At 59.9% G+C, this 22637-nt stretch carries 22 protein-coding genes and 1 pseudogene; 7 read left to right on the top strand and 16 right to left on the bottom strand.

The features are described from left to right. Positions 1–2 precede the first annotated feature (2 nt). From Q1A85_RS17250 to Q1A85_RS17225, 6 genes are read right to left on the bottom strand one after another with little or no spacing between them, the layout of a single operon-like run. Complete coding sequence (locus Q1A85_RS17250) at positions 3–785, bottom strand: hypothetical protein (RefSeq protein WP_299692258.1); 783 nt, start codon at positions 783–785, stop codon at positions 3–5. Beyond that, positions 786–2096: a hypothetical protein gene (locus tag Q1A85_RS17245; protein ID WP_299692256.1), complete on the bottom strand. Its 1311-nt coding sequence runs from the start codon at positions 2094–2096 to the stop codon at positions 786–788. 14 nt (positions 2097–2110) lie between these two features. Beyond that, positions 2111–3127: a DUF4123 domain-containing protein gene (locus tag Q1A85_RS17240; protein ID WP_299692253.1), complete on the bottom strand. Its 1017-nt coding sequence runs from the start codon at positions 3125–3127 to the stop codon at positions 2111–2113. After that, positions 3124–4566 carry a hypothetical protein gene (locus Q1A85_RS17235; protein ID WP_299692250.1) on the bottom strand — a complete coding sequence of 481 codons (1443 nt, stop codon included), beginning with the start codon at positions 4564–4566 and terminating at the stop codon, positions 3124–3126. The genes Q1A85_RS17240 and Q1A85_RS17235 overlap by 4 nt, the downstream gene beginning before the upstream one ends. Further along, positions 4566–5504: a hypothetical protein gene (locus Q1A85_RS17230; RefSeq protein WP_299692247.1), complete on the bottom strand. Its 939-nt coding sequence runs from the start codon at positions 5502–5504 to the stop codon at positions 4566–4568. The genes Q1A85_RS17235 and Q1A85_RS17230 overlap by 1 nt, the downstream gene beginning before the upstream one ends. Continuing rightward, the gene (locus Q1A85_RS17225) at positions 5501–6547 is read right to left on the bottom strand and encodes a DUF4123 domain-containing protein (RefSeq protein ID WP_299692244.1); all 1047 of its coding nucleotides are present in this window, start codon (positions 6545–6547) and stop codon (positions 5501–5503) included. The genes Q1A85_RS17230 and Q1A85_RS17225 overlap by 4 nt, the downstream gene beginning before the upstream one ends. Positions 6548–7007: 460 nt before the next feature. On the opposite strand from Q1A85_RS17225, the pseudogene Q1A85_RS17220 reads away from it, so the two are divergent. From Q1A85_RS17220 to Q1A85_RS17200, 5 genes and pseudogenes are all read left to right on the top strand, one after another. Further along, positions 7008–7154 (top strand): annotated as a pseudogene (locus Q1A85_RS17220) (DDE-type integrase/transposase/recombinase); the annotation flags it as partial. A 10-nt stretch (positions 7155–7164) separates the two neighbouring features. Beyond that, positions 7165–7413 carry a DDE-type integrase/transposase/recombinase gene (locus tag Q1A85_RS17215; protein ID WP_299692241.1) on the top strand — a complete coding sequence of 83 codons (249 nt, stop codon included), beginning with the start codon at positions 7165–7167 and terminating at the stop codon, positions 7411–7413. Between the two features lie 186 nt (positions 7414–7599). Beyond that, positions 7600–8061, top strand: a complete 462-nt coding sequence (locus Q1A85_RS17210) for a hypothetical protein (protein WP_299692238.1) — start codon at positions 7600–7602, stop codon at positions 8059–8061. 53 nt (positions 8062–8114) lie between these two features. After that, positions 8115–8408, top strand: coding sequence for a PAAR domain-containing protein (locus Q1A85_RS17205; protein WP_299692235.1), 294 nt, complete (start codon positions 8115–8117; stop codon positions 8406–8408). Between the two features lie 20 nt (positions 8409–8428). Further along, positions 8429–8971 carry a hypothetical protein gene (locus tag Q1A85_RS17200; protein ID WP_299692232.1) on the top strand — a complete coding sequence of 181 codons (543 nt, stop codon included), beginning with the start codon at positions 8429–8431 and terminating at the stop codon, positions 8969–8971. A gap of 1134 nt (positions 8972–10105) precedes the next feature. On the opposite strand, the gene Q1A85_RS17195 is transcribed toward Q1A85_RS17200, so the two are convergent. From Q1A85_RS17195 to Q1A85_RS17150, 10 genes are all read right to left on the bottom strand, one after another. Further along, complete coding sequence (locus Q1A85_RS17195) at positions 10106–12481, bottom strand: transketolase (RefSeq protein ID WP_299692229.1); 2376 nt, start codon at positions 12479–12481, stop codon at positions 10106–10108. Further along, the gene (locus Q1A85_RS17190) at positions 12478–12879 is read right to left on the bottom strand and encodes a hypothetical protein (RefSeq protein ID WP_299692226.1); all 402 of its coding nucleotides are present in this window, start codon (positions 12877–12879) and stop codon (positions 12478–12480) included. Before Q1A85_RS17190 ends, Q1A85_RS17195 begins: the two co-directional genes overlap by 4 nt. Before the next feature lie 14 nt (positions 12880–12893). Beyond that, positions 12894–13622, bottom strand: coding sequence for a TetR/AcrR family transcriptional regulator (locus Q1A85_RS17185; RefSeq protein WP_299692223.1), 729 nt, complete (start codon positions 13620–13622; stop codon positions 12894–12896). Then, the gene (locus Q1A85_RS17180; protein ID WP_299692220.1) at positions 13619–14545 is read right to left on the bottom strand and encodes a 3-keto-5-aminohexanoate cleavage protein; all 927 of its coding nucleotides are present in this window, start codon (positions 14543–14545) and stop codon (positions 13619–13621) included. The genes Q1A85_RS17185 and Q1A85_RS17180 overlap by 4 nt, the downstream gene beginning before the upstream one ends. An 18-nt stretch (positions 14546–14563) precedes the next feature. Continuing rightward, entirely contained in the window at positions 14564–17044 is a 2481-nt protein-coding gene (locus tag Q1A85_RS17175; protein WP_299692217.1) for a xanthine dehydrogenase family protein molybdopterin-binding subunit, read from the bottom strand. A gap of 21 nt (positions 17045–17065) precedes the next feature. Beyond that, on the bottom strand, positions 17066–17569 hold the full coding sequence (locus tag Q1A85_RS17170) for a (2Fe-2S)-binding protein (RefSeq protein WP_299692214.1): 504 nt from the start codon (positions 17567–17569) through the stop codon (positions 17066–17068). Between the two features lie 12 nt (positions 17570–17581). Then, a complete protein-coding gene (locus Q1A85_RS17165) occupies positions 17582–18445 on the bottom strand; it encodes a xanthine dehydrogenase family protein subunit M (RefSeq protein WP_299692211.1) in 864 nt (287 codons plus the stop codon). 17 nt (positions 18446–18462) lie between these two features. After that, positions 18463–19383: an SMP-30/gluconolactonase/LRE family protein gene (locus Q1A85_RS17160; RefSeq protein WP_299692208.1), complete on the bottom strand. Its 921-nt coding sequence runs from the start codon at positions 19381–19383 to the stop codon at positions 18463–18465. A gap of 634 nt (positions 19384–20017) precedes the next feature. Beyond that, positions 20018–20386, bottom strand: a complete 369-nt coding sequence (locus tag Q1A85_RS17155) for a hypothetical protein (protein ID WP_299692206.1) — start codon at positions 20384–20386, stop codon at positions 20018–20020. A 109-nt stretch (positions 20387–20495) separates the two neighbouring features. After that, complete coding sequence (locus Q1A85_RS17150) at positions 20496–21452, bottom strand: AraC family transcriptional regulator (protein ID WP_299692203.1); 957 nt, start codon at positions 21450–21452, stop codon at positions 20496–20498. Between the two features lie 137 nt (positions 21453–21589). Here Q1A85_RS17150 and Q1A85_RS17145 point away from each other — a divergent pair, with 137 nt between their 5' ends. Together Q1A85_RS17145 and Q1A85_RS17140 are read left to right on the top strand one after the other, a co-directional pair. Further along, the gene (locus Q1A85_RS17145) at positions 21590–22114 is read left to right on the top strand and encodes a DUF4142 domain-containing protein (protein WP_299692200.1); all 525 of its coding nucleotides are present in this window, start codon (positions 21590–21592) and stop codon (positions 22112–22114) included. Further along, the gene (locus tag Q1A85_RS17140; RefSeq protein WP_299692197.1) at positions 22114–22458 is read left to right on the top strand and encodes a copper-binding protein; all 345 of its coding nucleotides are present in this window, start codon (positions 22114–22116) and stop codon (positions 22456–22458) included. Before Q1A85_RS17145 ends, Q1A85_RS17140 begins: the two co-directional genes overlap by 1 nt. The last annotated feature ends 179 nt before the right edge of the window (positions 22459–22637 follow it).

The raw sequence follows: 22637 nt of genomic DNA, 5'->3' as shown, positions 1-22637 counted from the left end.
TGCTATGGCTCGTGCACTGGTCCCGCGGCCATGGCGCGCGCGACAACCAGATGCACGTTCAGCACTCCGCGCACGACCAAAAACATGCTCACGGAAAAGAACCACAGTATCGGTGCAATCAGGCCCTGACTGCCAAAGTCGGTTGCAATGGCCACTGGCACGAGGAAACCGCCGACACCTATGACCGCGAGGGCTCCGATGAACTCGAGAAAGACGGCGTAGCCGTTGCGCAGCCCGCGCACCGCGTTGGTGGCCAGACAGTCTTTGCCCCCCAGCGCGGAAGCAGGCAGCAGGTAGGTGGTGCCCTCTTTTACAAAAAGACGCTGTGCGCGGACGGCCCGCAGCGTCGCATCCTGCACCCGGCGATTCACGTTCAGCAGCCCAAACACCGACCAACCGGCAAGCAGAACGGTGCCAATCAGCAGTGACAGCGATCCGATGGGCATCACCGCAATCATCAGGGCACTGGTGATAAAACTGAAATATAAAAGGCTCAGGAAACCGGGCACCACTCCCGCCGCCCTTCGCGTCCAGATCAGCCCCATGACGGCAAGCGCAAAGGCCGTCATTATCCCGGTTCCCAAATAACTCATGAGCATCACGCCCGGGCCGAACTCACCCCGGAACGGGCCAAACGGCGCGGCCAGTTGCGTCAGCGCCGCGACAAAGACACCGGGGCTTAGCGCCAGCAGCACAAGGGCATTGCGGCCCAGCGACACCGGCACGGTATCGGGCGTTGTTCCGAATGTGAAACGGGTGCGCAGGATCGCGGCAAGGCCCGTCATTCAGAACAATCCACTGGGTCGCCCGGACATCAGATTGCGCCTGATCTGCCCCCACCCACTGTTCCACTCGCGCTGGATGTCCTCACCCATCTGGCGATAGTCCTCGACGATTTCACCCAAAGTGTCGGCAAAACGCCCGGTGATTTCCGTGGCACCCTGCGCGACACTGTTCAGCCCGCGGCCCACCGCGCTCATCATGCCGTAGAACTTGTTTTCCAGATCAAAATGCCGCGCGACAGCCGTCACGATGGCACCGGCGATCAGCCCGGCCACTATGGCAACACCGGCAACGACTACGGCGGCTCCGACGGTGAGTGTGCCAGCCACGGCAAGCGCACCAATGGCCATGCCAGCCGCGGCGTTGGCCACCGCCGCCGAAATGACAAGCGCAGTGCCATCCACAACCATCATGCTAAAAAGCCGCTGCCAGTCCCCGCGCGAGGTCGGGTCTTCGTACCACTGCAAAAAGTTGATCGTCCCGACGATGACAAAACCCACCACCGGTATGCGGCTGCCCGCCTGCGCGGCAGCCGCGGGCGCGCCCAGTTGACCGCGTGTGCCGGCAACCACAACCGACAGTCGCGACCGGGCCAACGCGGCGGCAATGCCAACCCCGAGTTGCCGCGCAATCCCGGCCTTCATCCGCGCCACGATTATCAGGTTTCCGGCTGCATTCTGCGCCACGTTCAACGCCCCGCGACCGCCATCAAGGATTGCGCGCAGCGCCGCCCGTCCGTTGCGCGAGGCGGCAGCGGCGGCCATGTCCGCCAGCGCGGGTGCCCCGTCTGTGCCAGTCATGCGCAAATCCACATAGCCGTCCGTGTCGGCAAACAGCGCTTGCATTCCGGTTGCTTCGTCAATGACTTCAAGCGTCGCAAGGATCGACAACGCCGCCCACATCAGCACGCCATTGGGGGCACCGTCGATGTCGATTTCACCTTCGGGCGGGGCGGCGGCGACCAGCGGCCCCGGTACTTCGAGCACCAGCATGTCCTGTTCAGTGGCCCCGCCAGTGGTTGGTGCGCCTTGCGGCACCTCGCTGATCAGCACCCCCACATCCTGTGGCCGGGTGATGTTCATGTCGTCCAGCGAACAGATGTTGTGGGTGGTGCCGTTCAGCTTGACCGCCAGCGTGTTGGTCGTGCCGTCCAGCGTGTTGGGCAGGATCATCCGTTCGCCATGGGGCAAGGCGCCGGTAGATTGGCCGTTGACCAGTCCTTCAACCGTCAGGGATGCATTTTCCGCGTTAAGGCGGAACAGATTGCCGTCGGCACAGCGGGCCTCGGGATCGTCACAATTGATGGCTGCCATTGGGGGACGCTCCTTTACACCGCTTTTGCAAGGTTCAGTATCTGGCGTGAGCGGTCAAGCTCGTGGCGCGGGCTGTCGATGATATCAGCAAAACGAGGATCCGTTTCAGGCTGCCCCCCGATCATCAGCGCGGCAAACACATAGCGCGTTACGGATTTGTCCAGCCGCAGGTCGATGCCGCGGGCGGCCTGCACCAACCCGGTGACAATCTCGCGCCGTTCGGCGCGGGGCACATCGGCCAGCGGCGGGATGTCTGTGGCGATGCGATCGGCCAGATCCTCGCAAAAAATTTCAAGCCGGATGGGGGATAGGTCGGTGCGCAACTTGGGCCAGATGCGGGGCGGGCGGCCCCGGGGCGCGCGCACGGTGGCATGAACCGCACGCGCGTTGTGGCGGTCGATCGCAATGATCTCTGTGCCGCCCAGCATGGCGGTCACGGCTTCGCGCGCCTCCGGGTCATGGCTGTGCAGATAGCGGGACATCACCCGCGGGTCCCAAAACCGGAAAAAGACAGGGTCGGCATCCGCCGCCATGCGCACTTGGGTAAAGCGTCGCAGATGCGCGCGCAGGTCGGCCAACGGCAGCACCGTGCGCAGCAACACACCCGCATCCGTCCGCCACAGCGCGCGCGGCCCTTCGCCGTCGGTGAACATCTGGCGGGTCAGCGGTGCGGCGCGGTCGATCTCGACCAGCCATGGCGCAACGCCGCCCAGATCATCGGTATTGCTGAACAGGCAGGCATGGGGCAGGCCCGCGTTTTCCAATCGTTCGGCCAGCCCGTCGATCCTCGCCGCATCAAGGATGGCATATGTCAGTTGGTCAGCAGCGCCGCCAAATGTGATCTCCTCCAGCGTCTCGGGCACGACCTGTGGGTCGATCACACCGAATTGCGGGTCCAGCGGGACAATGCCCTCAAGCGTGTTTACGGCAAAGTCTCTGTCCCCTGCGCCATCAGCGTCACAGGGCTGTGCCGCATCACCGCCGGTACGCCATGGGTCATCGGCGCTGTCTGTGCGCGGCGTGTCGCTCATAGCTGTTCAAGCACCATGTCAAACAGCCACTCGGCCATGAGCGGCCGGATAAAGCTTTCGCCATAGGCCTCCTGATGGTCGAACCCGCGCCGGGTTGGTTCTGACATGGGCCCGCTCACATGGCGGCCCGACCCGGCATGGACCGTGCCGTCCCCGGGCGCATCCGCATCTTCAATGTCATAGCGCGTGTTGGGCAGGAACACCGGCCGCGCCGGCATCCCCATTCCCATGGAAGGCGGATTGTACCACCGGCCCCACTGCATCCGGCCCAGACCGTTGTTGTAAAACGTCTGCCCCGAAGCCACGGCATCCTGTGACGCCGATTGCTTCCACTCAACCTTGTCCCAGCACAGATGCCCGGAATCGTCGGCATAGAACATGCGGGTGTTGGGGTGAAACCCGTTGCTGGACAACGCCTGATCAAAGGTGCGGGCCTTGCCGATCTGCGTCATCGATTGCGCCCGCGCCGACCGCCCGTTCGGGTCGCCCTGCGGGTCCAGATAACGTTCGTGGATCAGGCGCCACCAGACGGGTGGCGGTCGGGCATAAATCTCGCGGTAGGGATCGCCACTGGGATACGAGGCGCGCAGGCTGCCGTCACGTTTGATCAGCCGCAGCCAGTCGGTCGAGCGGTCAACAGACTGGTGCCGCACATTCGGCAACAGCTGCAACGCGCCGGGCATATTGCCCGCCGTGGCCGTCACCTGCCCCTGATCATAGCCCAGCACAACACTCAACATACCCTCGAACCCCGACAGCATACGTTTGTAGGTGGCGGGCGATCCGTCGGTGGGCATGGCCCCATGGATGACGCCATGCACGTCCCCCGCCCCACCCTGAATTTGGGTAAAGGCGCGCGCCACCAGCCCGCCCATGGAATGGGTTACCAGCACCGGCTTGAGAATGCGGATTTCCGGGCGATGCGCCCACTTTTCAGTGGTTTCGGCCACCGCCTGCGCCACGGTCTGGCGCAATCCCCGGGCCGAGGTGCGATTGTCGGCGGTCCAGTTGTAGGGGTGGGCAAACACCTCGTATTGCACGGCATGACAGCCTCGCGGCACTTGCCCCGACGCGGGTTGCTGCGCGGTGTTGTCGAGCCACGACAAAAAGCTGAGATACGAGCTTTGATGCAGCCCGCCCCAACCCCGGTCAATACGCGTCTGGGTGAGACTCCCGCCCACGACGCCCCGGTCCACCACCAGATAATCGTCGGAAAATCCGCGCCCGGGCGGTCCCACCATATTGCGCCGCTTGGTCGCGGCACCGGCAGTGGCATTGGCCGCGGCGGACCCCTGACTGCGCGCAAACGGGTTCAAGTCGATGATGTTGTCCGGGTCCCACACCAGCCGCCCACCGTTTCTGCGCAGACGCGAACCCATGATGCCGGGGACAAAGACGATGGGCAGCGCACTGGGTTCGGGACATTCAGCAACGGCCATTATGGCGCGGTACCTAAAACGCGAAAGCTGGTGACAACCCGATTCCAGAGTTCGGCGGCATATCCATCCGAATAAGGTGCCGCGCCCGGTTCAGCCCGTTCGTCATAGTAAAACACTTCGATCCGCAATGCCGGTGCCGCTGGCTCTGCCGCACGGTGGACAACGGCAAGCCGCGTCGGGCCCAGCCGATCCGGGTCATGCAACAGCTGCCCCTCGAGTCCGGCGATGGTGATCGGCTGGGGGTTTTCGCCGTCAGGCCAATCCGGGTCCAGGACCGGATCATCGGGGCTGCGCGACAGGATCATAATCTCGAGGCCGACCGGTGCCCCGTCCGCGTCCTTGGGCACAAAGGTCATGCCGTGCACCTCGGTGGTGGCGGGCACGGTGGCAAACGCTTCTGGCAAACAGCTGCCTGCGCTCTTGGGCACACCGGCGCGGCTGCGCGGAATCACCTTGCGCGCCAAATCAAGCATCTGCGCGCGGGGGGTCTCCTCTTCGTCGTCGGACAGAACCTGCACCACACGCATCATCGCACCGTCGCGCAGCACATAAGCCTCTTCGGTCCAGGTGTAGGAGGTGCCGGGCTCTTGCCCGAATTCCAGCTCATGGGCCAGCACCTGCAATTCGCTTTCACGGTAACGGCCACGTGCCACCAGCGGCACATCCTCATGGGTGGCCTGACCGGTAGCCAGCGCCTCGGCCCGTTGGGCCACCAGTTTGTCCAAGGTCTCCTGATCGCCGGGGCCAAGTGCCTCCACCTGCATGGCGTTGATGGTGCCGTAGTCTTCGAGCGGCTCAAAATCCGTGGGGATGTCGACACTGTGCCGCCCGATGCACCACGTCTGAAATGTCAGCTCTTGATCGGCCATAGCGGCTCCATGTGTTGAAAGCGCCAGCATAGCGGCCAGCAGCAATGTCGTGATGCGGTGGTGCCTCATGCGGCGGCCTCCACCGCGCGATTCAGATGCCACAACCTGATTTTCGGTCCCTGCTCCTTCCGGGTCAGAATGGACCAAGCGGCGTCCCGCTGATGTGCCAGCACCAGCGTCAGATAGCCCCGGATAGCCTCGATCCGGTGGTCGCGCAGCTTGAACTGCGCCCCGTGCAGCGCCTGCCACAGATCGGCCAGACCCGGTTCCGACCCATAGGCTGCGCGAACGGCGGGCGGCACGTCCCGCAGCGCCGTGTGGATTTCATCGCGCATCTGGGCGGCGGTGGTGCTGCGCGCCAGCGCGTCCACTGTGTCGCGGTGCAGCGGTGGCACAGCGACCCGGCCCACAGGCGGATCGCGCAGCGCCAGAACATCCGCCACATGGCCAATCGGGTCGATCATCACCCAGCGTTGCGGATGCCCGTCGACCGGCGCCATCAGCGCCTGCAACAGCGCGGCGGGTGCTTCGGCTTGCGCGCTGGCAAGGCCAAGCGGCACGTGCCGTTCCCAGAACCGAAAGTAAAACCAAGCGTCATCATCCGCCTGCCGCAAGCGGACAAAGCGCCGCAAATGCTGCCAGACCTGATCAAACGGGGCCGCACAGCGGAGCATCAGACCCAGATCCCGCGCCCACAGACCCGTCGGGCCTGCACAGTCAGTCATCAGTGCCCGCGTCAGCCGGTCCCCCTGCCCCAGCGCCACCAGCCAGGGCGACAGATCCCGCAACTCGGTCGCGGCGTCACCCTGAAACAAGCAGGCCCGTTGGGCCTCCGACGCCTCGATTATATCGGGCAACAAGGACAGCTTGGCCGCATCCAGAATGGCGTAGGTGTGCAGCGGCGCGCCATCCTCAGCAGGACCAAACAGCGGCCCCACCAGCGCATCCGGCACGCATTTCGGCGTGCGCACCCCCATCTGCGCGTCCAGCGGGGTCAGCCCCGCAATATCATGGTGCGCAAACACGTCCTGCCGGTGGGGCACCGGCGACTTGATCAGCCATGAAGAATGTTGCTTTGACGCCATCTGCGCGCTGCCTCGAACCTGGAACATGGCAAGGCACCGTACCGAACCGGGCCAATTGGCCGGGATGTTACCACCCTCGCCGCGTGTGTCACCAGTTTGTCTGCACGCACCCGCGCACCGCACCCGCAGTTTGCCGCAACGAGGGGCTTTTGCATCAATCGCACGGTTCGAGCAGCCTCCGAGTATGTCGCGTAGTTTTCCGTTCAAGCACCATCGTTTTCCACGTGACGTCATCCTTTGCGCAGTACGGTGGTATCTGCGATATCCACTATCTTGTTGGGATGTTGTGGAACTGATGGCCAAGCGTGGCATAAGTGTTGATCGTTCAACCGTGTACCGTTGGGTGATCAAGTTTGGGCCCGAGTTCACCAAAAGGACGAAAAAGTACCTGCGCCACGCCAGCGCCGATTGGCACGTCGACGAGACCTACATCCGGGTTGGCTGAAAATGGCGTTACCTTTGGCGTGCCATTGATGCGAACGGCCAGATGATGGACTTCCGCCTAATTGTCAAACGGGATGCGAAAGCGGCCAAAGCCTTTCTGAACAAGGCGATTGAACGTGTCGGGCCACATCCGCCGGTCACGATCGTGACGGACAAGGCGCACGGCTATCGACGCGTCATTCGTAAGATCAATTGCCATTATGATCCTCACTTTGACGGTATCAGACACATCGATCAAAAAATGGCGCATCAATCTGATCAAGAGCGATTATGCAGCTATGAAGCGGCTACTCGGCCATCGCCAGAACTTTCGCTCCCTGCGATCAGCCAAAGCAACCCTGAGCGGCCTCGAAACGATCAGAACAATCAAACGCGGCCACATCCACAGCAGAGATCCAGGCGTCAGCGGCGAGATCCAGTTCATCAACCAGCTCTTCGAACCCGCATAAACCAAAGCCCAACATCAACCATCATGCGCCCTAGGAAACTAACGCAACAGTCCCCAATCGAGACATCAAATCGCGTATCGCGCGCAGCTTTGGATTTGTATTGATCTTGTACCTGCCCGCGTCCTTTCTATTGTGAGTTGCAAAAAACGTGATGACCATAGGGCGCCCATTCAGAAGGGACCAAACATGAAGAAATTTTTATTGATGTGTGCTCTGGCCGTGTTGGCCGCACCGCAGATGGTATCGGCGCAGGACAACGGTTTTCAACTTGACCTCGACGCCCAGACCACCGGGGAAAGGGTAGGGCGGCCACTGCTGATAACGCTGGCCGTCGGGGCGACGGTTGTCGTCGATACATCCGCGTTTTGCCGAATGAATGGCGCCGTCATGGTTGTGGCCGGAACGCCCACCAACCCACAACGAAAACTGTTTCCCGTGGATCTGCTGCTGACGCGCGTCAGCGAGACCGAAGTGACGGCCGATTTTGCGCCGGATGTCCGCCCGGACTTCAAAGCGCCTGTCGCGATGGCGCTGGCGACATCGCCGGATTGCACAGAACTCAGCCAACGCACGGCGGCGCCCGGGTTACTGCTTGTTCTGCGGTCCCTTGCCGGGGCAACACGCCTTTCAGCGCTGATTGACCCGTAGCCCGTTGGCATCAAAGTGCTCAAAGGCAAAAGCTACAGAAAGAGGAGACCAAGATGCCCAAAGCCTCCCGCAAGGGTGACATTTGCAGCGGTCACGGGTGTTTTCCGCCGACGCCCGCGATCGTGGGCAGTGGAAATGTCTTTATTGAGTCCATTCCTGCCTTGCGGCAAGGGGATGCCGTCGCCCCGCACGGTTGCAGCAACTGCCCGCCCCATGGACGGTCGGTTTCCGGCGGCTCGCCCACGGTTTTCGTCAATGGAAAGTCCCTTGCCCGCATCGGCGACGGCATAGGCTGCGGTGGCAGCGTGGCAGCCGGCGCTGCGACCACATTCGCGGATGAGGGCTGAGCTTTTGGGCCTGACCGGTGATGACAAAAACACCTGACCCGATGACCGGCGCATTGCTGGTTCCTGAAAATCTGACCCTCGCGGATGTGTGGATGGGACTGCACGCCGATGCGGTCAGCTATGAAAGCATACCCGAGGGCCTGCGCGCGCAGCAGCGGCGAAATGCGATCGACGAGAACACACAGGCCGTGCTGCGATCTTTGGAAACGTGCCCGGTAACGCGTTGGCACGCGCTGATCGACGCTTTGGGCGTGACACAATACGGTGCCATTGCACTGTCCTGGTGCAAGGGGGCCGCGCTGCGCGACGTGGTCGCGGCCTACGAGACGCTGAGCCCTGACCCGGCCCAGTTGGACCGGCGCGCGCTGTCGCTTTTGGCGCCACAACTGCAATCCCGTGAGCGGCGCCTGTCGCAGCTGATCGCGGCGGCGGATGATGATGTCGGCACGCTGACCCTGCTTGCCCTTGGCGGAGCGCAAGCGCTGATCGTAGATGTCCCCGAGGAGTGGTTGGCCCAGTTGCCAAAGGCATTGAACGCCCTCATCGTTGAGCGGGCTGTCTGACGTCAGCGCCTGTGGTTCCAAATAGGGGCCAGTATAAGAATTTGCGGATACAATAAAGAATTGTTGAATCGCTCGAGATAATTCATACGACGTGAATCAATGTTCTGTGCTGCTCGATCCCCCATATTCCAATCATCTCTACTCATCATCGTGCTGCCGCGCACCAGTTGTAAGCATTAATTTGGAGTCTCACGGCTTCTCGCAAAAATGGCTAATATGCTTGCGATACGCTACCGCTGATAGAAGTATTCTCTGCCGGCATTGCCCAACTCCGTTCGGGGTTACCGTACAAAGCGAAAGCCTGTGGGCTGGATTTTGCACTCTTCGATTTGCAATAGCCCAATCGGTCAATCTGTACTAAATCGCGCTGTACGGATGCCTCAAAGATTGGGCATCTTCTTACGCTCGAGGAAAATACTGTCGTCAGAAATGGACAGAGCGCACGACAGACCGAACACGACGAAAACCCAGCAGGATGGGCCTCTACGAAAGCGTACTTCATTTAGACTCGCGCGCGAAATACCCCCTTGTCACTGTGCCTTTAATTCTCGGACGCTGATGTATTGACGAGAATTTGGATGAGTTTTGTGCTCTTAACTACTGGATATCCACTGGTTGTCGTTAGGCGGTTTTAAGTAAGCTCTCTGCATACCTGAGCAGTTCACCACGGTCCGCGGTTGCACCGAGTTGCGTGATCGCTTGCCGTGCCGCTGCGTGATACTCCGGCTGAGGTGAAGCGGATTTTAGTGTGGGCTGCCTGTTTGAGTGGTTTTGATGTTTTTCTCTGCTCTCGGCTACGAAAGATAGTAGTTCGCCAGCAAGGACCACCAAACGGTCCATCAGGTTCGGTTTGTAAGGAAAGGCAACACAAAGCCTTGCTTCAGCAGCGGGTTCGAAACAGACCTTAGCCACAAAACTTTGCAAAGTCGGCTTCCTGCGCATCAACACCCGGGCGTGGCAGACATTCCTCCGCCAGCGCAATCTGGAACCGAGCATAAGCCGGCGTGGTAACCACACACCGTCGTGCATTCACGTCGAAGAAAGTAAGTGAAGCTGCAACAGGCAGAAGCCTAAGAAACGCGTCGCATCTCAGTTATGGGCAATCAATCTAACGACCATTTTTCTATGAAGTGGTCACCCTGCCGCAAAGCGAAAAGAACGGCCTGCCGACAAACCGCCAGCGGTGACTGAAATCGAGTAGGCGTCGATTCCGTAATGCCGGTACAGATCTGCAATGCGACCGGTTTGGCCAAAGTGTTCAACCCCAAGACCTGCGGTTACGTGCCCGCCAACACCGCCCAGCCAGCTCAGCGTGGCGGGGTGGCCGTCTATCACCGTCACGATGGTGGCGTGGCGTGGGACGGTTTGCAAAAGCGTTTCGATATGCGCCTGTGCCGCCGCGCGCCCGCGCGCCCGGGCGCGCTGCGCGGCCTGCCACCCGGCGTTCAGACGATCTGCCGACGTGACAGCCAAAACGCCGATATCCCTGCGATCCGCCGCCAGCATTCCTGCCGCAGCGATGGCCTCGGTCGCGATGGCGCCTTGATAGGCGATCACCAGATCACAATTCGGTCCGGGTTTTCTAAGCCAATATGCGCCGTCGACGATCCCTTGGGTCACTTCTGCATCAAGCGTCCGGCCCGGTTGCTCAAGCGGACGGGTCGACAGACGCAGATACACTGCACCGCCCGTTTCGTCCCGCAACCATGTGCGTTCGTCCATGACGCCTTCGCCATCGCGCTGCATGTATTCAAAACTCCAGCCCATCAGCACGGCAAGTTCATCGGCGAATGCAGGTTCAAAACTGGCCAAACCATCCTGGCTCATACCGATCAAAGGTGTTGCGATCGACTGGTGTGCCCCGCCTTCCGAAGCAAGGCTGACGCCCGACGGGGTGCCAACAAGAAGAAAGCGCGCGTCCTGATAACAGGCGTAATTCAACGCATCGAGCGCGCGGCTGATAAACGGGTCATAGAGCGTACCAATCGGCAAGAGCCGGGTGCCAAACAGTGAATGGCTGATGCCCGCGGCCCCCAGCAGCAGACAGAGGTTCATCTCGGCAATCCCAAGTTCGATATGCTGCCCGGCGGCGGAGAACTGCCATTTCTGTGTGCTGGGGATCTGCGCTTTGCGGAATGTGTCGGCGATATCGGACGTGCCGAACAATCCACGGCGATTGACCCATGGTCCAAGGTTGGTGCTGACAGTGACATCCGGCGACATCGTCAGGATATGTCTGGCAAGCGAGCTGTCGCCCTTGGCCATCGCATCCAGAATTTTCCCAAACGCGGCCTGCGTCGAAATCGTCTTGTCGTCAGGCGCACCGGTTTCGGGCACCGGGATAGGGTGCGACTGATACCGTCTTGGACCGCGCGCGAAGAATGCGGCGGTCTCCAAAGCCGCGCGCACCTGTTCGGGTGGTTTCTCAAGCCCTTCGAACGGGTCCCATTCATGGCCTTCGCGCACGCCCATGTCGGACTGAAACGTCGCCATCTGAGACTTGGTCATCAGTCCGGCATGGTTGTCCTTGTGCCCAGCCAACGGCGTGCCCCACCCCTTGATTGTATAGGTGATAAACACTGTCGGCCGGTCATGGTCGATGTCGTTGAATGCCGACGTCAGCGTTTCCAGACAATGCCCTCCCAGATCGGTCATCAGCAACGCGAGTGCTGCATCGTCATATGTATCGAGCAGTGCCGAAACGTCGCCCTGATCACCGATATCCGCCATCAGGCGTGCCCGCCACGCGGACCCGCCCTGATAGGTCAAAGCCGAGAATTCGGCATTTGGACAGGCATCAATCCATTGGCGCAGCGCATCTCCGCCGGGTTGCGCAAATGCCGCCCTTTGGCGTTGGCCGTATTTCAGGGTTACCACGTCCCAGCCGAACGTCTCAAAGATACCCGCGATACGGTCCTTGAGACCCTCCTTGACGATTCCGTCCAGACTTTGCCGATTGTAGTCGATGATCCACCACGTGTTGCGCAGCCCGTGTTTCCAACCCTCCTGAAGGCATTCATAGATGTTGCCTTCGTCCAGTTCCGCATCCCCCATCAGCGAAATCATACGACCGGGTGTGTCGAGGTCGGACCAGTCTTTGGCCAGCAGATAATCCTGTACCATCGACGCAAAGGCAGTGATTGCGACGCCAAGTCCAACCGAACCGGTCGAAAAATCCACGTCGTCCACATCCTTGGTCCGGCTGGGGTAGCTTTGTGCGCCGCCGTAGCCTCGGAAATTCTGCAATTTTTCCTGTGATTGATTGCCCATAAGGTACTGAATCGCATGAAAAACCGGGGCGGCATGTGGCTTGACAGCCACCCGGTCTTCGGGTCGCAAGACTGAAAAATAAAGAGCTGTCATGATCGACACCATCGAAGCGGACGACGCCTGATGCCCACCGATCTTGATCTCATCAGGGTCGCGCAGATGGTTGGCGTTGTGCACGATCCAACAGGCCAGCCAAAGCACCTTTTGTTCCAAAGCGCCGAGCATCCGAAGATCGGTCATCCACGTGCTCCTGCTGTGGACATCAGTGTCGCGCGGTCAACGATGGCCCGTGCGATCCGGCCTTTGCCAATTTGTCCAGCCGCGTCTTGGGCAATCACATCAAACCAATAGAGCGCGCCAGCGTGTTCGGTGAATGTGGCCGTGGCCGACACCGCACTGCCAATAGGCGTAGGTGCTGTGTGCGAAACCTCAATACGTGCGCCGACCGAGACCTCGTTGCTGTTCAGCAGCGGGTCAAGGAGGGCAGCACAGGCACGTTCCATGTCCGCAATCATGAACGGCGTCGCGAAAACATCCGGCAAGGCTTCCCCTTGCGACGCCAAGGCCATCGCGGAGCGGCTTGGCTCGGCGACAGAAGTTAGGGTGTGGCACTGGCCAATCTGTAGGTCCTGTTTCATCGGTCGTCCTGACATTACGGAAGGGCGGCAAGCGCCAAGAATCCCGCCGTGTGAAAGCGCACAAGGGTTTCGGAACTGTCCTCTGGTGTCCGCGGAGCGGCACGCCCCGAAAGCCGTTGGGGACGGCCCGTGGCGGCGCATATCCCCAGCATCGCCGCAACCATCGCAGAGAACCCTTCCACAACGTCTTCGGGCTCCGCGCCCGCCAAGGACCGTTGGAGTTCGGTGATGTAGTCACGCGCCGTGTCATCATAGTATTTTGCGATGATTTCAGTGCCCAAGGGCGAATTTGCCAGCCGTCCCATCAGGGCTGCATAATTGCGCCATCCCGGATCGCCGTGACTGGCCGACTTGATGAACGGTCCGACATAGGACCGGATTAGTTCGCGCACGGGAATGGTCTGCGCGCCCGCCTTTTTACGCGACGCATCCAGCGCCTCGCGCCGCAAGCGCGTCATGATTTCAGCCCGGCGCCCCACGACTGCATCAAAAAGGGATTCCTTGGGCCCAAAGTGATATCCGATGGAATGAATCTGCAAACCACATCCGGACGCGACATCACGGATCGAAGTGCCATCATATCCACGATCCGCAAACAGCCTTTCAGCCGCGTCAAGAATGATCTCGCGCGTCTGGTCGGATCGCCCACCTTTGGGACGGCCCGGTTTGCGCGGGCCTGCATCGGCGCTTTGCTTGGTGTTTGTATCCAGTATCAGGCTGGCATGGGAAATGTCGTGGCTCATTTGCGGTCCTCTTGCGGGCGCAGCTTCAACAATGCCTGGGCTTCTTCGGGTGTGGCCGCACGCCCGCCAACCCTTTCAATAATTATTATGGCCGCACGTACTTGATCTGCATTGGACAGGGCAAGCTGACCCGGCCCGGACCAGAGTGAATCCTCCAGACCAACCCGCACATGCCCGCCAGTGGCCGCCACCATGGCCGCGACCCGCATCTGGTGGGCACCAGCGCCAAGCGCTGACCACACGAGATCATCCCCGAACAAGCGGAGCGCGGTGCGGCGCATATGAGATACGTCATCCGGATGCGCGCCTATCCCGCCCAACAAACCGAACACGGTCTGAACAAAAAAGGGCGGTTCGACCGCGCCCTGATCCGCAAAATAGGCAAGGTTGTAGAGGTGCGCACTGTCGTAACATTCGAATTCAAAACGTGTTTCGTTATCGCGGCACGTCTCCAGCACGTAGGCAATGTCTTTGTAGCTGTTGCGGAATACGAGATCGCGCGAGCCTTCCAGATGGTCACGTTCCCACCCGTCGATGTCCGTGTGGCGCCCCAGCATCGGGAACAGCCCCATATTCATCGACCCCATGTTAAGCGATGCCAGTCGTGGCGCAAAATGCGCCGCTGGTCTGACCCGCTCTTCGACGGTCATGTAGGGGCTACCGCCTGTGGTCAGATTCAGCACTGCGTTCGTCTTTTCCGAAATGGCGGGCACAATGCGGCCAAACCCTTCGACGCTCTGGTCCGGTTTGCCGGTGTCTTCGTCGCGGGCGTGCAGATGCAGGATTGCCGCGCCGGCCTCTGCCGCCTCGATTGCTGAGGCCACAATCGCCTCTGACGTCACCGGCAGATGGGGCGACATCGAAGGCGTGTGGATTGCGCCCGTAATCGCGCAGGTCACAATGACGGGCCGCCGCGTGGCCATGGGCTTGCTCCTGTCTTGCTATTCCGCTGCAATCTTTTCCGCGTCCCGGATCAACCCGCGCAAAACGGGTGGCGTGACGGGCAGCGCGGCAATCTTGACGCCATAGTCTTGCAACGCGTTCTCTATCGCGCTGGTCAATGCGGAGGGCGCCCCAAGACGTCCACCTTCCCCACCTCCCTTGATCCCGTATTCGGTATAGGGTGACGGTGTTTCAACATGACCCAGATTGAAGTTGCGCGGCATCTCGTTGGCTGTCGGCATCGCGAATTCCGCAAAGTTCGGATTTGTGAATTGGCCGTCTGCATTATAGTGGAACTGCTCGCTCAGCGTTGTGCCAATCCCGTTGGCCGTACCGCCCCAAACCTGCCCCGCCAGCGTCCGCGGGTTTACGATGGTGCCGTTGTCGTGCACAGCGGCGTAATCCAGCATCTCGACCTTGCCCGTCCCCGGGTCCACTTCGACCGCAACAATGTGACAGATGTGACCCACGATTGGGTAGAATATCCCAAGGTGTTTTCGATCCTCATCCGGGTCGGTCGACAGTGGGTGGTCATAGACTGCCGTGGTTTCCAGACCGCTGTCGAATTCTTCGCCATCTGGAAAGCTGAGGCGAAAAAAGCTCGACGTCAGTGCGATCTCGGCAAAGCTTTTCTCCTGATCTTTCAAGCCCCTTACCGCGACCATACCATTGCGCAGTTCCACGTCTTCGGGACGGCGTTGCAGCATGTGCGCACCAAACCGCTTGAGCCGCTCTTCCAACTTGATCGACGCGCTGACACACGCCCCCGCAATCATCGCGGTAAAGCGGCTGCCTTGCGGCCCCACACCATTAAAGCCGGTCTGGCTGTCGGAATAGTTGAACACGATGTCCTCCGGCGCCACAGTCAGACGCTCTGCAAGGATCTGTGTCACCACGGTCTCGGGTGAATTGCCAACCATCGGCGAATGCAACGTGATGAACAGCTTGCCCGATGGATCAATCCGCGCCGTGATCCCTTCGGGCGTCGACGTCAACGTAAAGCCCGGTGTCGCCTTATTGTTCAGTGACCACCACTCGGTCGGACCGTAAACGCTGCGTTCCATGCAGGTGGCAAGGCCTATGCCCACGCACCGACCCTCGGCGCGCATGGCCTTGGCCTTGGCGCGCCAGTCATCAAAATCGAACATCTGTTTGGCCTCTGCCAGCACCTTTTGGAAGTTGCCGCTGTCATAAATGTTCCCGGTCGGGATCATGTAGGGAAAGGCATCCGGTTGGATCATGTTCTGCTCACGCAATTCGACCGGGTCGCGGTCGAGTTCGTCGGCGGCGGCATCGACCATCCGCTCCATCACCCAGTTCGTGACTTCCGACCCGAACCCGCGATATGGCCCTTGCTGGCATTTGTTTGTGAGCACCGCCATCACACGCATCCCAAAACTGCCGATCGTATAGGGACCCGTCACCTGTGCCATCGCATTGCCGTGGGTGCCAACGCCGAATTGCAGATAAGCCCCGTAGTCATCCATCACGGTAAAGCGCATCGATCTGAACGTGCCGTCCTTGTCCACAGCCAGTTCCGCATCATACAGACGATCAGAGCCATGGCTGTCGGAGTTTGTAAAATGCTCCAACCGATCTTCGATGTATTTCACCGGCACACCGGCCAGACGCGACAGACCACCCGTCAAAATAATGATCTTGTGCGAGAACACCTTGGAGCCAAAGCTGCCCCCTGTGAGCACAGGTACAATCCGCAACTCACCGGGAGACACTCGCAGCGATCCCCCGATCACAAAGGGGATAAAATTGTAGAAGTTCGAATTGCAGTGGATCGTGTAGCCGCCCTTGTAAGCGTCGTAATGGGCGACAACGCCGCTGGTCTCGATGGCCTGAGCGGAAGAGCGGTGCCATCGCAAGCGGCGTTTGACGATCCGATCTGCGGCGGCAAAGTCATCGTCGACGGGGCCAAAGCTGAAACTTTCATCCAAAGCGACATTTGTTTCCCGGTCGTCCGGGTGAAGCAACGCATCACCCGTGGCCGCAGCAGAGGCTTCGATGTCAACATTCGCCGGCAGGACTTCCCACTCAACCTCGATCAACTCGGCGGCGTCTTCGGCGATATAGCGGTCATCGGCAACAACAGCCGCCACCACTTCGCCCACATGGCGCACTTTGCCCATGGCCATCGCGTGTTGTGGAACCGGCGGCGACGCAAAGCTGGGGCACGGGTCGACCACACCGGCCAGATCCTCGCCTGTATAAACCCCGATCACCCCCGGCAGCGCCTTGGCCTTTGACGTGTCGATACTGACAATGCGCGCGTGGGCGTGCGGGCTCGACACCATTGCGGCATGGGCCATACCCGGCATTTTAAGATCGTCGATGTAGCCGCCATTGCCCGTCAGGATGCGCGGATCCTCGACCCGTTTGATGCTTTGTCCGATCCACGTCAGGCCCGAACGCGGGGCCTCACGCTGGCGGCTGGGTGGAATGACGTTTGTATCAAGATGCGATGCCATGATGGTTTCCCCCTGCGGACTTCAGACCGGCTGAAGCGTGTTTTGGATGTCCGCCTCGCGCATCGCCTTACCGGCAGAGCGGATCGCGTTGATGATGAATTCATACCCCGTACACCGGCACAGATTGCCCGAGATCGCCTCGCGGATATCCTCGTCGCTGGGGTCCGGGTTTGCCGCCAAAAGCTCTTTGGCTGCGGCCAGCATTCCGGGCGTGCAAAACCCGCATTGCAGGCCATGTTCTTCCCAAAACGCCTGTTGGATGGGATGCAGCCCGGCATCCGTGCTGTAGCCTTCGACCGTGGTGATGTCCGACCCATCGGCCTGCACCGCGAACATTAGACAAGAGCGGACCGCCTTGCCATCCACGATCACATTGCAGGATCCGCAAACACCATGCTCGCAGCCGACATGGGTGCCGGGCAACTCCAACTCATGGCGGATGAAATCCGAAAGCAACATGCGGGGCGGCACAAACGCCTCGCGCGTGCGCCCGTTCACGGTAAAACTGATTGCCGTTTTCATCATTTTCCCCTCCATCTAGTGGCCCGCCCGGCCCACTGCGGCGCGCAGCACCCGTGGCAACAAAGTCCGCAAAAGATCGCGGCGGTAATCCGCGCTGATCTGCTCTGTATCGGGTGGATCGGCGGCCTCGGCAGCGGCATGGGCGACCGTCTGAAACACGTCCGCACCCGGCGCCGCACCGTCCAGCTCCGCTTCCTGCGCCTCAAGTCGGTACGCGTGGTCGGCCAATCCCGCGACCGCGATACGCGGGGCGGTGATGCGCCCCTCTGTGACGCGCAACGTCGCGGCGACGGTGCACCAGGCATAGTCACCTTTGCGCATTGCAACCTCTTGGAATGCCCAACCCGTGCCTGCCTCGGGAATGGGAATTCTGACTTCGGTCAGCATCTCGTCCGCCCCCACAACCGTCTCGTAGGTGCCAAGAAAAAATTCACTCGCCGGGACATGGCGTGATCCGGCGGATTTCGAAACCACCATCGTCGCCCCCAACACCTGCATCAGCGCTGGCATTTCCGAGGCCGGATCGGCATGGCAGAGATTGCCGCACAGCGTGCCTCGGTTGCGCACCGCCGCATGGGCTATCCATCCATACGCCTCTGCCATGATGGGCAGATGTGTAATGATCAGCGCCGAGGCCTTGATGTCACCATGACGGGCCAGAGCCCCGATCGCGATTTGGCCGTCTTCTTCGCGCACATAGTCAAGGCCATGCACGCGGTTGATGTCGATCAGGCGTTCAGGCGCGACCAGCCTGTAGTTCATCATCGGAACCAAGCTCTGTCCGCCTGCCAAAATCCGCGTGTCCGTCCCCTCCCCCAGAAATCCCAGAACGGCGTTCAGGTCTGTGGGACATTCGTATTCAAAGGCCGATGGTTTCATTGGTCTCCCCTCCTCGATTAACCGGCAAACCGCGGTTCAGGCACACCTTTGATCCCCAGTCCGCGAATGCGGAACAGGCTCCCTGCGCCGAATTGTGGTTTGGACTGTTTCGCAAAACCGTCATGGGCCGCGGGATGACTGACCCGCGCCATGGACGTGACGTAGATATCTGTGAGGTCCGGCCCGCCAAACATCACCGACGTGATGTTGCGCACCGGCATAGAAATTTTGCGATCTACACTGCCGTCCGGCGCATAGCGGATGAGATCCCCCGAGATGACCTGCGCGTTCCACAAAAACCCTTCATCATCGACGGTGGACCCATCGGCAAAGCCCGCATCTTTGGCGGTTGAGGCAAAGACGCGTTTATTGTCAGGCGTGCCTGTCGCAAGATCATAGTCGTAGGCCCAGATTTCGTTCTTGAATGTATCGGCGAAGTAAAAAGTACGATCATCCGGGCTCCAGCAGGGGCCGTTCGAACAGATGATGCCGTCTTCGATCTTGTGCAGGCTCAGGTCGGGGTCCAAACGCCATAGACCGCAAATGCCAAGCTCTTCCTTGTCATCCATCCCACCCGCGAAAAAGCGGCCCATCCGGTCACATTTGCCGTCATTAAGCCGCGCGCGCGTTGGATCATCATCGACACCAGCGATCAGGTCGACCGCACCTGTGTCAAAGTCAAAGGCATAAAACCCGTCCGACAGGGCCAAAACTGCGCCGCCCTTCTGCCGCAACGCCATTGCGCCCACATCCTTGGACAGCGGCCATGACGTCACTGCGCCCGATGCAGGATCAAAGCGCCAGATTGCGTCCTTGCCGACGCGCGGACCGGTGCTGTCGACCCAGTACAGCATTCCGGTTTCGCAATCCCAGACGGGCCCTTCGCCCAAGTGGTTTTCGCAAGTGATGAGACAGTCGATTGAGAACATCGGTGACATGTATCCGAAGCCTCCCAACCTCGTTTCGACTCGCCTTGTCTTAACGTTTACATTTTTTATACATACGTACAATTAATATTTTACAGTGAGCGTAACCATCCTTTGGAAAATGAGTTTGCGATGCGCGCGCCACTGAATGATGCACCCATTGCACACCTGATCCGGAAACGATGGAGGCTCGGCACGCAGCTTTGCTTTGCCTGGCAGATGCCTCGGCTCGCGCATCGTATGGCGTTGGCTTGCGGGCACTCCGGCGATCCACGTTGGCCGCGAAAGGCTCACGTCGTCACATGCGCCACTGTTGCTGGAGCGATTTAAGGGTCGTACCGCAGTTGAATGCCATCGGACTGCGGCACGAACGGCGCCTGATCGTCACGCCCGTACAGGCAGAAGGATCGAGCAGCTTGATGCGCGAGACTCATGGGCACGCCCCCACCACGCACGATTGTTTTTCACGGCTTGTGACCACCTTGCGACCAGTCGAACCACAAAACCGATCAAGACCCTCAATGGACGGCAGGTACACGTGACGAGTGTCCGGCATCTGCCAAAGCGGCAGATCACACGTGGGACACCTGCCTGGCCGTAGGCGGTGGGCGGCGTGTTTTTACCGCCCACTGCCCCTTGCGCCGATTCAGGCAGTCGCCTGCCGATCTTCGGGCTGGTGCAGGCCAACAACAGCCAGAACGGTAAAACCCAAGATCATGTAGTACCAGAAGTCGAGACCGACAAAGCCGAACACAACCGGAGCAGCCACAAACGCGACCCCCACAAGACCATCAACGGCCAGATGAAGCGCATACGGCAAAACACGAATGACGCCGAGGTGATGGTCCGTCAAAATGGTAAGCACAAAGGCCGCTCCGCCGGTCACAATAGAGAGCCAGAACGCGATCGCGTTGTCAGCGCCAAGGCCAAACAGAAACGGCATGGCAACAAGACCAAACGCGACAGGGTAGTCGAGATAGGCGTGAATTGTCTTGGTGATGAAACGGGGAAACATGGTGTTTTGTCCTTTCGATCCGAGGCTGTGTACAGCGGTGATAAGACAAAACTAATCGCCCAACTCCGGCTAGAACATGCGCGAACGTCCGCAGTTCCGTGCAGATCGTTCAGACTTGTGAACTTCCGGTTAGCTGCTGCTTTCGATACTCGGCCGGAGACATCGCCGTTTCCTTCTTGAACGTGCGGGCAAAGGCCGAGTCAGACGCATATCCCGCGCTTTCTGCGGCATCGGTCAAGGACGACCCAGGTGTCACGAGGATTTTTTTCGCAATCTCCATGCGCCACTTGGTGACGTAATCAATCGGTGTGATGCCCATCGCTTTCTGGAACTGAACGGCAAAACTGGTTCTGGACATGCCTGCAACTTGTGCAAGCGTTTCCACGGTCCAACTGTTTGCCGGGGCCTTGTGAAAGGCATCCAGAGCACGGCTGAGGTTCTTGTCGGCAAAGGCGCCAAGACCCCATGCCGACGCGTCGTTTCCTTCGATAAAGGTCCGAATGGCCTGCGCAAGAATTGTTTCAGACATTTTCAGAGCGATCAGATCGCCGCCCATCCGTTGCCCGCCTGCTTCCTCTCCGATCATCCGCAGCGTGGCCTCCATCCACCGGCCCGCGCTTTCGCCATAGTTCTTGAGATGAATGCAGGGCGGCAGACGCTCCATCAGGATGTGGCGCGCCTGTGGATCAAACGAGAAATGCCCACAGATCAGTTGGGTTTCGCTTTGCGTATCTTCGCCGCCATAAACCAGAACGCCCGATCCGTCGAAGCCAGACGTCTCCAGAACCGTATCCAGTGGCATGATTGTTCGTTCGGGATCATGCCCGCAGAACAGCGCGTGTGGCGCGCCATGAGGAATGATCACAAGATCACCCTGCGCCAGATCAATCGGTGTCTCAAGACCATCGACGCGCACGAGGCAATTGCCGCGATGCGCAAAGTGAAACCGCGCGACGTTTTCATAGCGCGGAACGGCAACACCCCACGGTTTCGTGAAGGACGTCCGAAAGTAGATCGTACCACGCATGGACAGGTTGGTCAGGATATCGCTGAGAAGATCAAGCATTGTCGGATCATACGGTCCCTTGCGACACTGTACAGAGGTCTGAACGATCTGCACGGGATTTGGAACGCACGCGCATTCAAACGCAACAAAATTCCGGGTTACTCAAACGAGGTCGAAACCCCAAAGGAGTTCCAAAGATGAAAAAGTTGCTTTCCACTGTTGCAGTTTTGGTCGCGATGACAGGCGTTCAGGCATCAGCGCAGGACGTCGCTGACATGAGCGATCTGGAATACGCTCACATCGCGTACACCGCTGACAACATTGACATTCGCTATGCCCATTTGGCGCTGGCCTTGTCGAACAATCCCGATATCCACGCGTTCGCCAACACCATGATCCGCGACCATACGGCGGTCAACGACGCGGCGCTGGCATTGCTTGCGAAACTCGGTGCATCAGCGCAGGACAATGCCGTGAGCCAGACCCTCAACGCAAATGCCGAAGAGATCGTTGAGTCCTTCGTCAAATTGCGCGGCACGGCGTTCGACGCGGCCTATGCCGCCAACGAACTTGCCTACCATCAGGCCGTGAACCAACTGGTCGAGGACACGATGATACCCAACATCGACAACGAAGAGGTCCGGGCATTGTTTATTGAGGGTCTCCAGATTTTCAAGGCGCACGAACACCACGCCGAGATGATGGTCAAGGCGCTCCAGTAATGGCCATTCGCCTCACGCGCCGACGCGTTTTGATGGGTGCGACCGCAACTGCGGTCGCTCCTATCCCACTGTCACTCGAGGCACGTACGCCAAAGACCCATGACATCGGGATCAGTTCCTTTTCTTTTGTGCCCGCGCTGGTGCACGCGCGCATCGGCGACGTCCTTCGGTGGACGAACACCGATCTTGCACCGCACACGGCAACCGCGGACATGTTAGGGTGGGACACCGGAACGCTGGAGCAGCACGAAGCCGGAGAGATACAAGTGACGGAAGGTATGGAATCCACGTATTTCTGCGTGTTTCATCCACATATGACGGGCAAAATCCGGATCGTCGGATAGTGGAGCAATGCGGTGGCAAGAGCGTATCGCGACCACCTTTTGCGTATCGCAACACCGCCCTATCCTCACCAGATGCGTGCCGGTGGCGGCCGCCTTTGCCCTGACATGCGGTACTTGACACCGGTGCTGCGCGCGCAAAACCGTAAGCATGTTTGCGAAAGGCAAGCGGACCTCCGGTT

Source organism: uncultured Tateyamaria sp. (assembly GCF_947503385.1).
In the GTDB taxonomy this organism is placed as follows: Bacteria; Pseudomonadota; Alphaproteobacteria; order Rhodobacterales; family Rhodobacteraceae; genus Tateyamaria.
The sequence above is the reverse complement of the archived record's forward strand: the minus strand, read 5'-3'. Positions and strand labels throughout refer to the sequence as shown.